This is a genomic window from Pseudomonas sp. 18-147 (assembly GCF_051048045.1).
Lineage (GTDB): Bacteria > Pseudomonadota > Gammaproteobacteria > Pseudomonadales > Pseudomonadaceae > Pseudomonas > Pseudomonas aeruginosa.
Genome location: NZ_CP182296.1, coordinates 4,940,826 through 4,954,962, shown reverse-complemented (window position 1 = coordinate 4,954,962; position 14,137 = coordinate 4,940,826). Strand labels below are relative to the sequence as shown.

The following is a 14,137-nucleotide window of genomic DNA, read 5'->3' as shown; positions in this document are numbered from 1 at the left end:
CGTCACTTCAACTTCCTTGACATTGCGCCAGCTCCTTTTCCACCGGCAGCGCCTGCGTCCCTCGTACCTGCTGAGAAACTGTTTGCGATCGTTCCAGCGCGGATTCCGGCCCAGGTCAGCGCACCGATCCAAAAGGTGGGCAGCACGATGAACATCGTCCCCATAACGAAGTTCAACAACAGGTCGCCAAAGGCGTTGTTCAGCCCCACCAGTGGATCGAAGTTGGCGTGTGGCCGGTTCCAGCCGAAGCCCCAGCCATAAAGCGCATCGAGGATGGTGCTGTCGATCCAGCGCGCGAGCTGGAACCAGAAATCGACGAAGAACAGCGCGAACTGCACGACGCTCACGGTAACGACCGTCTTCAAGTCATAGGTGCCCACAACCAGCACCAGCGGGATGCAGATGACCAGCGCCATCTTGAGCAAGCCGAGCACCATGGGCAGCGCTTGGCGCACCACGTCCATGGCGGGAAACGCGGCAATCGCGCCGACAGCCATGCCGACGTCGCCCGTGGCCCGCGTCACGATGTTTGGCAGGGTCTTGTCGATTTGGCCGCCGTAGTCCGTATAGACGTTGCCCTGGTTCAGTTTCTGCTGCCGCGGCGAGGCGATGGTGCGGATTACCGAGTCGTCCACCTCGGCTCGGCTCAGAAAGCCGGCCCAGCCCGCCAGGCGATTCAGCAGGCTTGGGTCTACCTGCCCCAGCAGGCGTGCGCGCAGGCCATTGCTGCCATCGGCCCACCACTGCCTGCAGGACGGATAGCCGCCACCGCTGGCCACCTGCGCAAGCCCGGCATCACGGTTGCTGTCGTAGGGCCAGTCATCGCGTGGTGTGCTGGAGCGATAGCTGTCGTAGTAGCCGCCGGTGTCCGTGAAGAAGCGCGAGCCGATCCAGGTCACGTCGTGCATTTGTGTCTCATCGAGGTCCGGGCGCTGCATGAAGAGCTTGGCGCGTGCCGGTCCGTAGCAGTCCCGCGAGAAATCCGCCACTTCCTGAGCCAATACCGGGTCGTCGATGCGCGTCGCGTCGATCTCCATGCGCATCTGCCGCAAGTCGGTGCCGCAGGGAATCGCCGCCACAGAGGCACCGGTCACTGCTCGCGAGAGTGTGTGCATAAAGGCCCACCAGACGGGCACCTTCGCCGACTGGTTGTTGATAGTGCTGAAGGACTGCGACCAGCCGGTATCGGTGGGCTGCGGCACGCTGACTTGGCATTGGGCCGAGCGCGAGCTGTCGTAGCGGATGGTGTTGAGATCCACGTCGATGAATGGGATGCCGGCGAACATCACCACCACGATGGCGACGAACACCCGGTTCTCAATGCGCGCAGCCGAGAGCACGCCCTTGTTGCCTTCGTCGGCGCCCTCCGCACGGGCCTTCAGCCATTCCTGCACGATGATGGCAATGAAAGGCAGCGCGAATACGCCGCTCGCCACCAGCACGGCCCAGATGCCGTTATGGACGATCCACGACACCAGCGTCAGGTAGTACTCCAAGTAGTCGGTGGTGAAAAGCGTCATGTCCTCGCCCCTTCAAGCGGCCTGCATCAACAGGCTGGCTTCCAGCGCCACAATGGCGGCGACGCCGGCGATCTCGCTGCGCAGCAGGCGCCGTCGCGCCTGCCTATCAGCCCCGCGTTGGGCCTCACGCGCCAGCAGCCGGCGGCGCATCCAGACCCAGCCGTAGGCTGTCGCGCCGTACAGGCACATCCGCCACACTAGAAAGTAGCCTGCCGTGGCCGCCAGCCACCGCTCCCAGTTGGCAACGCTGCCGACGAGATAAATGCCGACGATGTTGGCGCCCACAGCGGCGGCAACGAGCAACACCGTCCACAGCAGCGCCTTCATCGCGCGCCGGTTGAACAGCCAGCGCGGGCGCAGCCAGCTGGCACGCGACGGGTTCATGGGTTGCCTCCCGGATTGCCCTTCTGGAGCCGGTCGAGGCGGTCGGGAATGGGATCGCCTTCGTAGATGCCACGTGAGCCAGCCGCGCGTGTGCCATGGCGCTGGATGATGGCCATGGGCGAGTTGTTCGCCAGCTCGCGGCGCAGCTCCAGCTCGGTCTTGAGGTTGCGGATTTCCTGGTCGAGCGTGTCGCTCTCGTGGTTCACGGCCTCGACCGCCAACTGGTTCGCCGCGACGTTGGGCTCCTTCTTGCCGGTCAGCAGGGTGCGCTGGAGCAGCAATGCCTTCTCCAGCACCGACGCCAGCGCGACCTCCGAGGCCAGGCGCCGCGCCAGCAGGTCTTGATCCGGCTCGTCGCGCAGCGCCTCGATGACGCCGCGTGTGATGGGCAGCGAGGTGCTGCCAGCCGCACGCAGGTTCTCGAAGGTGGTGTTGCGCGTTCCCGAGACCAGTTCCTGCAAGGCTTCCAGCTTTGCCTCGTACTCCTCCTGGATCAGCGGCGTCAGCCCGACGCCGGGCACCGTTTCGGTCTTGGTGCAGGCATCGCAAGTGCGCTGCACCTGTTCGCCGAGAACCCGTGTGGCCCATTCGGTCGCCTGCTGTGGCGAGGTCCAGGTCTGGCAAGACAGACTCGCGCAACTGGCGGCAGCGATGGACGATGTGTCGGTCACGCTGCGGCCGTTGACCAGGTTGTAGCCTGCGCGGGTGACGTCGCCGACCACGCGGATGGCCGACTGGCCTGCGCCGCCCGCATTGCTACCACCCACCCAAGGCACGCCGTCGTTGCCGCGGCGCGTCTCCGCCTGTTCAATTGCCGACACGGCATCCGTGCTCGACACCGCATCGCGCAGTGCCATGCCTTCGGCCATCTGGCTCCAGCCGAGTTGTCCGCCCGCCGTGTCGGCCATCTTCTCGGCCATGGCACGGCAGGTCAGCTTGGAGCGGTCGAAATCCAGGCGCGCCTGCAGCACGCCGTTGGTCAGCAGGTTGTACAGGCCGGGATCGGCGCGCTGGATGATCAGCGCAGGCAGCGATGCCACCGCGCTGGTGGCGCTCTGGATCACGTTGCTCATGATCTGCTGAAAGCCGTTGGTGACGCCGTTGAGCTGGTTGCGCAGCGTGGTCTGGATGCTCATGTCGCCGCAGATCAGGTTGCTGTTCCAGCCCACGCCAACGCCGATCGAGCGCATGCCGGCAGCGCGGCCCATGGACACTGCGCTGCCGCCGCCAATCGAATACATCACCTCGTCGCCGATCACGGAGCCGCCGGTTTGAAAGCCGGTCTGCGCCCACGCCAGGCCGCCGCCAAGAACGAGTCCGCCAGCCAGCAGCCCAGCCGATACCCGAGCCAATACCATGGGGCGCAGCAGGCGGCGTGCCTTTGGGGAGAGGTTCATCAGTTCAGGACGCTTCATCGCCGTACCCTCATTGGAAATCGACGCTGCCGAGGAACATTTGCCCCCGGCGTTCGCAGCACGCATAGGGACGCCACAGCGCCCAGGCGTAGTCGCCTTGCTGCGCCTGGGTCAGGAAGCCGCTGCGCGGGAACACCGTGCAGGACGAGGACAGGACGGGCGTGAGTTCCTGCCACTTGCCCGTCGAGGCATCGCCTTCCATCAGCGCGCCGGCAGGCCAGTAGCCGGGCCGCGAGTTGGCGAGCAGCGGCTGATAGACGTGAATCTGCCCACGGCGCGTGACGACATCGCCAGCGCGCTGGGCCACCACGGCGCCGGCCTTGTGGTCGTCGGCCTGGTGCAGGAAGCCGCCACGCGGATACACGTTGCCCCAGAGGTTCATCGTGGTGCGCGCGCCGACCTCGCGCCTGCCAGGAATCAGCGCCTCCGGGTAGACCATCTCGGGCACGTTGTAGCGCCAGGCCAGTGTGTCCAGGGTGCTGAGCAGGTACGGCATGAACGCCGTGCCCGCGCCCTCGCAGAAGTAGCCCGACGATGAGACGAACTGGTTGAACACCTCGACGCCGGGATGGCCGATGACATCCGCGTTCTTGAACTTGGCGAGATTGTTCTCGTGGTCTTCGTTGGTGGTGCCGTCTCCGCCGGCCTGGGCCGAAGGGTTGGGCGTGCTCATCGGTCGAACTTCGACCCAGGGGTTCTCGCCGGTGTTGCTGTAGCTGGAGACGACCGCATCGGGGATGTAGTGGCGGACTTTGATGGACGTGCGCACCGTGCAGCCCGTCCAGGTGCAGTAGAGCCAGTAGCAGATGCCGACGACGCGGTATTCGAGGCAGTCTGGCGATGCCACTGAGCCAACGATGGTTGCGGTGTTGAGGGCGTAGCTGCCCGTGGCGCTGAGCAGCAGCACTGAGGCCACGCCAGCACGCAGGCGGCGCATCCGCTCGAAGGGTCGGGTCATGGCTGCGGCCTCCGGTGTTGCGCAATGCGCGCGACGGCACGGGCCACGTCCGGCTCGCCATAGACCACGTAACGCTGATCCACCAGGACCGCCGGAATGCTGGTGACACCCAGGCTCCATGCGTCGGCGACGCCCTGGTATGCCGACGCAATGCGGCGCTGGAGGTCGGCACCGCCGTTGTTCAGGCGGCGCTTGACGATGACCGCGGCCTGCTCAGGATCGGCGGGCAGCTGTGCGGAAAGCTCGGCTTCGATGCGCGGGCCTTCATCCAGCTCGATCAGCCGTTCCCCACCCATGGTCTTGACCGGGTGGCGGCTGTCGGTGACGACCACCACATCGGCGGCGAAGGTGGTTGGGCTGAAAACGGCCAAGGATGCCGGCAGTGCAACGGCCAGGCCAAGGGTTCGCCAGCCGGATGCGAAGCGGAATAAAGATGCTGGCATGTCGCGTGCCCTGGAAGTTGATCAGAGCCATAGTCGAACGCGAACCCGCTGCCGCCCCAACAAACAATGCGCATCGCGGGCACCCCGCATACCTGTTCGATGCTGCCGCATGGAAGAAAGCGGAGGCCGAAGCCCCCGCTGTGATTACAAAAGACCAGACTCGGCGAATGAGTACGGTGCGCCCTGACCAATCACAAAATGGTCGAGTACCCGCACGTCGATAAGCGCCAAGGCCGTCTTCAACTGTTCGGTCAGCAAGCGATCCGCATTGGATGGCTCGGTGGTGCCCGAGGGGTGCTGATGGGCGAAGATGACCGCAGCGGCGTTCAGTTGCAACGCTCGCTGCAGCACGACACGCGGATAAACCGAGGTCGCATTGATCGTTCCATGGAACATCGGCTCCACGGCCAGCACGTCGTGCATGCTGTTCATGAACACGACGACGAATATCTCATTGGGCTCGGCGACCAGCTTCAAGCGAAGGTAGTCCCTGACCGCAGCGGGCCGCTCAAGACGTGGCCCTGCTTTGAAAACCCGTCGCTCCAGCAACACGATGGCTTGCTGGACGATCCAGTCCTCGTTCTGAACAGAAATATCGGAAAGCGACTCCAGGCAGGAGTCATTGATGACGACAGACATGGCGAACCTCCAGGCAGGGAAATCGGAGGGCGCACATGCCCCTGGAGGGCAGGCCCTCCAGGGAATGGAACAACGGAACAAGGTGCATCCATCACCGCTGCTGCGGTGATCGTTCGTGGCAGGATGCGAGGCGAACGGGTAGCGGTCAGCGCAGCGTGCTGCGCCGTAGCCTCAATGACCGCAGGCTACCTGGGCATGTCGCCGACGACGTCGGCAGGCATTTCGGTAGTGGGTGAAGTGACCGAATCCTCAGCCGCCAGCATGTCCATGGCCGACAGCAGTGCATCGCCTTCGATCGGCCCCTGCAGCAGGATCGCCTGGCCGGTCTGACGATCATGCAGCCGAAGCGATGGCGTCGCAGTTACGCCGCCCTTCGTGGCTTCCTCGGCCTGAGCGCGAATCAACGCTACGGGCCGCTCGCTGGCCAAACACTTCTCGACGGCTGGGTTGAGGCCGGGATAGCGCAGACCCTCGGGCAATCCCAGGCCGTCACTGCGCGTGTGCGCATAGACCCATTCGATGGCCTGCCAGAAGGCTGCATGCCCACCTGTTTCGGCGGCGCACTCTGCCAGGCGTGCCTCGGCGGATGCGGCTGGTTCGTGTACGGCCAGCGGCTGGTGCTGCCATTGCAGGGCTACGTCCGCGTTGGCGCCCACCCAGCGCTTGAGCTGCGGGAAGTACGCTCGGCAGAACGGGCATTCGAGGTCGGCATAGAGCGTCAGCGTGAATCGGCCCTCGGGGTTGCCCATCTGCCAGGGAGGTCCGGCTACCTGCGCAGCACTGACCGGCGCGGGAGCCAGCGACGCGGGTTCGCTGGGAGTGCGGGACACGAGCCAGATCAGCAGCAGTGTGATCAAGCCAGCGGCCAAGAACCAGGGCCAGCGCTTGCGCGAGCGCCGACGGCGGAACGCCTGCACCGGCATAGGAATGGAAGGACGTTTCGGTTTCACGGCAGTCTCCGGCGGCTATTGCGGCAGGCCCAAGGCTGGCGACTCGATGCCGCGCGCCTGGTCGATCTTCTCGGCCACCTTGAAGGCCGCGTCGAGTTCACTGATGCCGTGCTGCTGCATGAGTTGGTAACGCTCGGCTTTCTCCTCGGGTTCGGTCTGCGCGAGCGCGAGATAGAGGCTCGGTGGCACGGCCCGGAACAACACTTCCAGGCTCTTGGAGAGGATGACGCCCTCGGTGAACTTCCCAGCTTCTTTGCGCGCTGAAAGCATCAGCGCCTTCTGCGCAGGCGAGAGTTCGCGGAACCGGGCGATCTTCTCCACCTCATCGGGCGGCATCGACAGACAGATCCACCACTCGATCATGTTGAGCATGGGCTCTGCGGCGCGCGGCAAGTCGTCGATGTTTTGTGTGGCGAGCCAGAACCAGGCCCCCAACTTGCGCCACATCTTGGTGATCTTCACCACGTAGGGGGCGAGCAGCGGGTTTTTGGTGATGATGTGCCCTTCGTCGGTGACGTTGATGATCGGGCGGCCCAGGTACTGATCGCGCTCGGCAATGTTGTTCACCGTGCTGATCAGGCTGATGTAGGCAATGGAGAGCTGCGCGTTGTAGCCCTCGCGGGCATAGGTCGCCAGATCGACCAGGGTGATGTCGGCTTCGGGCCACGGCGAACCGTCGCGGTCGAACATTTCGCCGTCCGTGCCTTGGCAGAACATGTCCATGGCGTCGGCCATCTCCAGCAGTCGCACACGCCGCATTTCCGGCAGCGTCGGGTCCTGGCTGCGCGTGCGCAGCGCATTGCGCACATCGCGCGTGAGCACGGTGCGCTTCTCGCCATCCTTGCTGTGGCAGTGTTCTGCGGCATCGAGGATGCACTGACGGATCAGCGAGCGGTCGGCCCGCGTCATCCGGGCTTCTTCCTTGTCTTCGCCACCGGTGATCATCAGCCTCGCGGTGATCTCCAATTCGCCCAGTACGTCGCGCTGCTCATCTGCCTCCATGGCCACAGCATCGGGCGGCAGGTCTTCGTCCAGGGCATCGGCGTCGAGCGTCTGCACGTCGCTGGGCGTCTCGATCAGCCGGCGCGCATCCGCGAACGGCGCCAGGGTAACGCCCGAGCCCGGCGCGAGCTTGACCCGGTTCACGGTCAGGCCCAGGCGCCGGGCAAAGTCGCTGAACAAGCCAAAGCTGTTGCCGGCCTCGACAATGAACAGGCGGGGTCGGTAGATCGCCGTGACCTGATTCAAGAGGTTGTTGAGGGTCGCCGACTTGCCCGAACCCGTCGGGCCGAACAGGAACAGGTGGGCGTTCATCTGCCGGTCCAGGCGGTTGAGCGGGTCGAAGGTGATCGGCCCGCCGCCGCGGTTGAACATCGTGATGCCGGGGTGCCCCGTACCCTGGGCGCGGCCCCACACCGGCGAGAGGTTCGCCGCGTGCTGGGCGAACATCAGTTGGGTGTACCACTTGCGCCGATCCTGGCCGGGGTTGTAGCAGCACGGCAGCCAGCGCAGGTAGCTGTTGAGCGGTGCCACCTCGTCGTCCTCGCGCACCGGCTGCAGGCCAGCGTTGAGCATGACGTTCGCCAGATCCAGGCCGCGTCGGTCCAGTTCCGCCTCATCGCGCCCGCGCAGGTAGAACGCCAGCGTGCCGCGATAGAGCTTGTGCGCGCTGCCGATCAGGGAACGGGCTTCATGCACGTCCTTGAGCGTCTGCTCCGACGCCAGGGTTTCGCCGACCGCTTTCTTGGCCAGGTGGTTCAAGTCCGCCTCAAGGACATCCTGCGGCGTGGCGACCATCGTCAGGCAAAGGGTGGTGTCCTCGGGCATCTGGTCGAACAGCGTGTTGATGGCATCGCCTTTGCGTGTCTCGCCGGTCAGGTGCCCTGTGCCCGGCGGCATGCGCAGGCGGTCGGTGATCAGCACGCGGTGCGGCAGGCCGTCGAAATGCCAGGTGCCCTGCGCCACGTCGGAGCGCGGCTGGCCGAAGAACAGCCGCTGGCTGAAATCCCGCCCGCTCGCCAATTCGATCTCGCCGTCTTCGCCGGCCTCCGTACTGTCGGGGTAGCGCGCCAGCGCATAGAAGCGCTCCCTGTCTTCGGCCCCAGGCCCAAGCAACGTGGGACGCGGGTTGAACCAGCGCAGCAGCCAGTCGTGAACATCCGCAGCCACCATGCGCCGGGCCTGAATGCCGGCGTTCGCCAGTCCGCCGCACAGGCGGTCGCAAACGATATTGAGCATCTGCTCGGGCGTCTGCCCGCGGCGGCTGTTTTGCCCTTGGCCGGTCACGCGGCGATAGACCACCATGCGCACACGCCGGGTCTGGCCGCGCCAGCGCAGCCGTGTGACCACCGTGTCCTCGAACAGACCGCCCGGCTTGGCCACCGCGCGCAGGTGATGGCCGAAGAAGCGCAGGTAGAACTCGGTGAACGCCGTCTCACGGGCGCGCGGCTGCACATAGTCGCGCAGGGTCTGCATGTACTGGTCGAAACTGGGCTCGTCCTGAGCGTAGAGCTGCAGCACCCAGGGGTTCTCATCCAGTTCATCGAAACTGTCCTGCAGCGCGTTTTCCAAGGCATCGCGGGCCTGCGCGAGCCAGCCAGGTTCCCGGCCTTCGGTGCCCAGCGGCACCAGCTCGTAGAACGCCGCCACCGATTGCCCGTCCTCCAGCAACATGGCTTTCGACTGCGCCAGGAACTCCACCCAGGGCAGCAGTTCCACGAACGACGGCGCGACCTCGTACAGCGCCTGCTCGTCTGCCAGGGTCGCCGGCCTGCGGCCTTGCACCGCCGTGCCGGGTTCGGGGATGCCGACCTGGCGCAGTGCCTCGACGTGGCGTTGCCAGCCGTCCGGCTGCTCGTCGTCGTCAGCATCGGATGCGGCCAGCTTCGGCGCGGTCGGCTTCGGTCTGGGGAGTTTCCAGCGCATCAGTAATCCTCCACGCGCTCGCCTGGCATGGCGTACTGCACGCGCTGGTACAGCGGGAACACGGTCGTATAGCCCGGAATCGGCACTGGGTCGGTGCCCGCCAAATGCGGATACACGTACATCACGAGATCGGGGTTAGGCAGGCGCTGGAACTGGCGGTAGACCTCGTTGCGCGCCGTGCGCGTGTAGCGCATCTGCTCGGCAGGCGCGGCCTGCACGTCCATCTCGGTCAGCGGCCTGCGCAGGCTCTGGCGCGCATCGAGCAACTGCCTGCGCGCTACCTGGCCGGCACCACCGCCGCCGTCGCCGGCGTTCTGCTGCCAGATGTTCATCATCGTGCTGTCGCCGTGGGTCAGCAGCTTTTCCTTGCTGGTGGCGCAGCCACCGAGCAGCGCGACGGCCAAGGCCAGCGCCAGGCCCTGAGCCCAGCTATTCAAGTTCGAGGGCATGGCTTTCTCCTGCGCGGTGATCGACCTTGCGGCCTTCGGGATCGAAGTCGATGGCGAGCGGTTTTTCGAGGTGGACGGCGACCTTGGCACCGGGCTGCACATAAACGGCAGCGAAGGCCTGGCCGTAGAGCTTGTTGACCCAGCTCGACATGTCCTGGACGCCGCTGGCGAGAATCCGGCCCACGGCTTCCTGGCCGCTGATGCCCACGCTGCCGATGGAGCCGTCGGCGCCGACATAGGACGCCCTGCCACTGTCGGATTCGATCAGCGAGGCCACGCCAGCCCCAGCCGCCGTGATCAGCGCCTGGGTGCCGAGGTACTGCTGCGCATTGCTGCGCCGCTCGCCGCTGACACAGGGAATGCCGTGCGGGTCGCTGATCCAGCCCAGGCCGTCGCGTTGTTGGTTGTTCTGCTGGTTGCCCTCACGATCCTCGGGGATGGTGCGGATGGTCCCGTCATGGAACACGAAGGTGATGCTGCGCACCTGGCCGCGCACGCAGGAGAGCGTCCAGTCGCCCGATGCGGTGCCGGAGAACACGGCCCCGGCCACATCGGGAATGTCGATGCCGTTCGCGGTCAAATTGTCAGGCCCGACCAAGACCTTGAAGGGGTATGGATCGTTCACCGTGCCGTCGATCGGCACGCGGCCAATCAGCGCCGTCATCGCCACCGACCCCATCAGCGTCGAGTTGGTCGGCACGGTATAGACGGGCGTCGGGCTCTTGACGCCTGCCGCGCGTGCGCCCGCGTTCGCCACGGTTTGCGCTGTGGTTTCCAGCGTGCTCTGTGCGGAACCGAAGCTGGTGGGGAAGCTTATGCCGCCATTCGACCTGCCACGCCCGTCGCTTTGTTTCGCGTCATCCGGCTCCACCCAGCGCATACCGCCTTCCATGCCGGCCTCGTCGCCGTCACGCAGGCCCAGCCCCACCGGCAAATCGGCATGGCCGCCGCCACGCCCGCCGATGCTGTCCAGGCGCTGCTGCAGGTCAGCGAGCAGCCCCTCGGTCTGCTGGCGCGCGCTGGCCGCCTGCTGTTGGTCGCGGCGCAGGTTGGAGCGCTCGGATTCGAGGGCGGAACTGATGCGTTGGTCGATGGCGTTCTCGCGCTGGCGCAGTCGCTGGTTCTCCTCACGCTGCGACCTGTTGTCGGACAGCGCGGTCTGAAGCTCGGTGCGCAACTGCTTCACCTGGGCAACCAGCGTCGCCACGGTGTCGCGCGGGGTGTCACCCTCGATGCCCAGCGCCTTCATTTCTTCCGGCGTAAGCCTGCCGCCGCCATCCGCGACAGGCGGTGCCGACGCACCGCCACCGGAAAACAGCCGGATGGCGACAAACAGCACCAGCAGGGCCACGGGGATCAGCAGCCACTTCAGGAGTCCGTTACTGCGCATGGCGGGCCTCCCTGTCGTCGCTGGCTGCTGCTTTGGGCTGCGGGAGATGCACAGCGGGGTCGAAGCGATGGATCGCCGGCAGCAGCGATTGCGCGAGGCCGTGCCCGCGCGTCACCAGGTACAGGACGGTGGTGTCCTCGGGGGTTCCGCGCGGGCCAAGCGCCTCGTGCTGGAAGGTGGCGGTGAGGAAATCCCCTTGCAGCACGCGCGGGTCGAGGCTGATCCAGTCGCTGCTACTGTTGGTCAGGCGCACGGCAGTGACCCACTGGTCTTCCAGGCGCCACGAGGCGAGCGCGACCGCGCGTGCCGGCAAGGTCGGCATCAGCGTGCCGAGGTCGAGGTCGCGGCGCAGGTTGACCCGCATGACGCCTGGCAAGGCTTCCACGGTGCGCAGCGGTGCGTAGAGGTTCTGCGCAGCAAAACGTGTCAGCACGACGGGGATTGGCGTTTCGCGCCGCGCCGTCCGGGTGCCCGCCTGCTCCTGAGCGCGTGCATGGGGCGCATCGGCACCGTCAGGCTGATCGCCATAGCGCGCTGTTGAGTTGTTGCCCTCGACGATTCGCACCGGTTCCAGCTCGGCTTCGCCGTCCTTGGGCGGCTCCGCCGCAATGTCGAGCAGGATCAGCGCGCCGGTGTCGGCGTCCTGCAATTGCAGCCGAGTGGGCTCGATCGGCTCGCTGGCGCGCAGGTACACCGCGCCGCCCGCGCTCTGCACGCGCAAGCGCTCACCGACGCCTGCGGGAACGCCCACGCGGACGTTTCGGTCGATGAACACGATGCGCTCCTGGCCGACCTTCAACGGCACCGCCAGCGGCATGCGCTCCCAACGCAGGATCTCCACCGCCTGGACAGCGGGGGACACGACCACTGCGGCGGCCACGGCCAGCAGCCCCAGCAGCGCGAGTACAGGATGCTTCATGGGCTTCATGGGGAATTACCTCCTTGAGGCGCTTGCGGCGTCAGGCCACCAGGCACCGGGCGCGTCGGCTCCGGTGCGCTGATGCGCTGGGGCGTGCCCTCGTAGCAGTCGATCACCAGGCCGAACGGGTTGCGTGCGGGATCGACGTCCACCCGCGCGACCTTTACGGGGTAGCGCACCAGGGCGCGTTTGACCTGCTCGGCGCCGTAGTACTCGTCGGCGCTGATGTCCAACGTCACCACCCAGTCGCGGTCGGAGATCACACGCACGCGCGCCGTGGGGTTGTCGCCATAGCTGCGACCGGGGATTTCGTAGATGCCGCGCACCCGCTGGCGCAGTTCGCCGGTGCTGCGGCGGTAGTCGTAGTCCGCCTTGAGGAATGCCTGGCAGGACGGGGTGAGGTACGGCGAGAGCGTATGGAGGTTGCGCGGGTAATCTTCTTCGCCATTCGTCGGCCAGCGGTTGAGGGTCTGGAACACGTAGAACGTGAACGCATAGACCGACTCGGGCGGCACTTCCCACCACTTGCGGGTACTGCCGGAGCGTAGGTCAGGCGGGACGTGGATGGTCAGATCGCGCGGTGCGCTCCACCAGCCGCCGCCCATGACCAGGGCGACGATGACCAGCGCACCCGCGCCGAGGCGCAGCGTCTTGATGTGCGCCTGCAGGTGGGTGATCTCGTTCTTGAAACGGCTCATCGCGCGCCCCCGTGCATGCCCCTGCGGATGGTCCAGAAGCCGGAGCGCGAGATCAGCACATGGCCGCCCACCCAACCGGCCATCAGCGGATGGCGCGTGGCAATGCGCCACTGCAACTGCCGGTACAGCCAGGTGTCGGGACGCCCACGCTTGAGACGGCGCAGGATGCCGCCGCCGATGAAAACGCCCAGCGCCACGCCCAGGACAACGAAGGTCGGCGCGATGGCAATGGTGCGTAACACCCAGGACAGCGGCGCGCCAACCACCAGGCCGGCAGCGCCGGACAGGCCGCAGCAAATCCACAACTCATCGGCAGTGAGGCCGCGCACGACCACCGGGTGCCTGTTGAGCCGGTGTGGAAGGAACGTGACTGTCCCATCGGCACGGACATGCTGTTGCTCGGACATAGCCCGTCCTCGCTTACAGGATGCCGGTGGCTTCGGTGAGCAGCCAGATGCCGATCACGAGCAGGACGGCGCCGATGGCGACCGTGAGACCGAACTGCCCCCAAGTCTTGCGACCGGTGTGGATTTCCGCGTAGGTGCCGTAGGCGTGGTAGCACACGCCAATGAACATCGACGCCACCACCAGGAGGGCCACGAGCATGATGATGTCGTAGCCGTAGTTCCTGATTGTTTCCATGATGCCGCTGCCGGCGCCGCGGGTCGGGTTTTCCAGCTGCGGCAGACCTTGCGCAAACGACAGCGCGGGCAGCGCGGCGGCACCCAGGGCGACGGCGGCGCGTTGGACAAAACGAGTAGTGAGGATGCGGTTTGGCATGGTCAATCCCTTCAGGTCAGGAGAGGAGGAAGAACGTCATGACGAGGTACATCGCGACGAAGCGGATGCAGACGCCGAGGAACTGGCGTTGGTTGAGGCGGTTCTCGGCCCACCCCACGTAGGCCGTTCGGATGGCCCAGACGCCCCAGACGAGCAGAACCGCAAACACGATGCCGACCAGAACGGTCGCCATCGCGGACGGCGCGATACCGCTGTTGGCTTGAAATGCCGAGACCTGGGCGCCGTTCATGGTCTGCCCTGCGCAGTCGTCGGCAGCGATGGCGGGGCGGTCCGCTCGGTGCGGTACTCACCAGCCAGTTCGGAGAGGTCGCGTGGCTGGGCGCGCGACGGTGTGAGATGGGCCTGGATGCCGGCGCGCACACGCGCCAGATCAGCCAGCAGTCGTGGGTAATCGAAGTGGTAGCGCTCGCCCGGCTGGATGGGTGCGTGTGCAGCGCCATCCGCGATGGTGCGCTCCAGCGCGTCGAGCTGGCGTAGCGCGGCAACCAGCTCCTGGCGCTGTGCCGGGGATTCGGCCAAGGCAACCGGGAACTGACCCATCAGCAGGGCCGTCACGAGAAAAGTGGGCACGCCGCGATGCGCGGCGCGCAGCCAGATCGGAGCCAACATCGCGCCATTCCTGTGTGATAAGCAATGGCTTGATCGT

At 66.0% G+C, this 14,137-nt stretch carries 16 protein-coding genes; all 16 read right to left on the bottom strand.

The features are described 5' to 3' along the window. Positions 1-2: 2 nt before the first annotated feature. Positions 3-1,520: a conjugal transfer protein TraG N-terminal domain-containing protein gene (locus ACM0M4_RS23625; RefSeq protein WP_023124768.1), complete on the bottom strand. Its 1,518-nt coding sequence runs from the start codon at positions 1,518-1,520 to the stop codon at positions 3-5. A 12-nt stretch (positions 1,521-1,532) separates the two neighbouring features. Next, positions 1,533-1,904, bottom strand: coding sequence for a hypothetical protein (locus tag ACM0M4_RS23620; RefSeq protein WP_014596088.1), 372 nt, complete (start codon positions 1,902-1,904; stop codon positions 1,533-1,535). Continuing rightward, positions 1,901-3,319 carry an integrating conjugative element protein gene (locus ACM0M4_RS23615; protein ID WP_033936267.1) on the bottom strand — a complete coding sequence of 473 codons (1,419 nt, stop codon included), beginning with the start codon at positions 3,317-3,319 and terminating at the stop codon, positions 1,901-1,903. Before ACM0M4_RS23615 ends, ACM0M4_RS23620 begins: the two co-directional genes overlap by 4 nt. A 10-nt stretch (positions 3,320-3,329) precedes the next feature. Continuing rightward, on the bottom strand, positions 3,330-4,277 hold the full coding sequence (locus tag ACM0M4_RS23610; RefSeq protein WP_026383924.1) for a TIGR03756 family integrating conjugative element protein: 948 nt from the start codon (positions 4,275-4,277) through the stop codon (positions 3,330-3,332). Then, positions 4,274-4,720, bottom strand: coding sequence for a TIGR03757 family integrating conjugative element protein (locus ACM0M4_RS23605; protein WP_026383923.1), 447 nt, complete (start codon positions 4,718-4,720; stop codon positions 4,274-4,276). The genes ACM0M4_RS23610 and ACM0M4_RS23605 overlap by 4 nt, the downstream gene beginning before the upstream one ends. A gap of 144 nt (positions 4,721-4,864) precedes the next feature. Further along, positions 4,865-5,359 (bottom strand): RadC family protein, encoded by a 495-nt coding sequence (gene radC / locus ACM0M4_RS23600; protein WP_026383922.1) that lies wholly within the window; start codon positions 5,357-5,359, stop codon positions 4,865-4,867. A 185-nt stretch (positions 5,360-5,544) separates the two neighbouring features. Beyond that, the gene (locus tag ACM0M4_RS23595) at positions 5,545-6,309 is read right to left on the bottom strand and encodes a DsbA family protein (RefSeq protein WP_026383921.1); all 765 of its coding nucleotides are present in this window, start codon (positions 6,307-6,309) and stop codon (positions 5,545-5,547) included. Positions 6,310-6,324: 15 nt separating this feature from the next. After that, positions 6,325-9,234: a conjugative transfer ATPase gene (locus tag ACM0M4_RS23590; RefSeq protein ID WP_033936266.1), complete on the bottom strand. Its 2,910-nt coding sequence runs from the start codon at positions 9,232-9,234 to the stop codon at positions 6,325-6,327. Continuing rightward, positions 9,234-9,683 (bottom strand): TIGR03751 family conjugal transfer lipoprotein, encoded by a 450-nt coding sequence (locus ACM0M4_RS23585; RefSeq protein ID WP_012205987.1) that lies wholly within the window; start codon positions 9,681-9,683, stop codon positions 9,234-9,236. The genes ACM0M4_RS23590 and ACM0M4_RS23585 overlap by 1 nt, the downstream gene beginning before the upstream one ends. Continuing rightward, on the bottom strand, positions 9,664-11,073 hold the full coding sequence (locus ACM0M4_RS23580) for a TIGR03752 family integrating conjugative element protein (RefSeq protein ID WP_012205986.1): 1,410 nt from the start codon (positions 11,071-11,073) through the stop codon (positions 9,664-9,666). The genes ACM0M4_RS23585 and ACM0M4_RS23580 overlap by 20 nt, the downstream gene beginning before the upstream one ends. Beyond that, positions 11,063-11,992 (bottom strand): TIGR03749 family integrating conjugative element protein, encoded by a 930-nt coding sequence (locus ACM0M4_RS23575; protein WP_026383919.1) that lies wholly within the window; start codon positions 11,990-11,992, stop codon positions 11,063-11,065. Before ACM0M4_RS23575 ends, ACM0M4_RS23580 begins: the two co-directional genes overlap by 11 nt. A 5-nt stretch (positions 11,993-11,997) precedes the next feature. Next, positions 11,998-12,690 carry a PFL_4703 family integrating conjugative element protein gene (locus tag ACM0M4_RS23570; RefSeq protein ID WP_012205984.1) on the bottom strand — a complete coding sequence of 231 codons (693 nt, stop codon included), beginning with the start codon at positions 12,688-12,690 and terminating at the stop codon, positions 11,998-12,000. Next, positions 12,687-13,097, bottom strand: a complete 411-nt coding sequence (locus tag ACM0M4_RS23565; protein WP_023124764.1) for a TIGR03750 family conjugal transfer protein — start codon at positions 13,095-13,097, stop codon at positions 12,687-12,689. Before ACM0M4_RS23565 ends, ACM0M4_RS23570 begins: the two co-directional genes overlap by 4 nt. 13 nt (positions 13,098-13,110) lie before the next feature. Beyond that, positions 13,111-13,470, bottom strand: coding sequence for a TIGR03745 family integrating conjugative element membrane protein (locus ACM0M4_RS23560; protein WP_012205982.1), 360 nt, complete (start codon positions 13,468-13,470; stop codon positions 13,111-13,113). 16 nt (positions 13,471-13,486) lie between these two features. Continuing rightward, positions 13,487-13,720 carry a TIGR03758 family integrating conjugative element protein gene (locus ACM0M4_RS23555; protein ID WP_012205981.1) on the bottom strand — a complete coding sequence of 78 codons (234 nt, stop codon included), beginning with the start codon at positions 13,718-13,720 and terminating at the stop codon, positions 13,487-13,489. Continuing rightward, the gene (locus tag ACM0M4_RS23550; RefSeq protein ID WP_012251136.1) at positions 13,717-14,100 is read right to left on the bottom strand and encodes an RAQPRD family integrative conjugative element protein; all 384 of its coding nucleotides are present in this window, start codon (positions 14,098-14,100) and stop codon (positions 13,717-13,719) included. Before ACM0M4_RS23550 ends, ACM0M4_RS23555 begins: the two co-directional genes overlap by 4 nt. Positions 14,101-14,137: the final 37 nt, after the last annotated feature.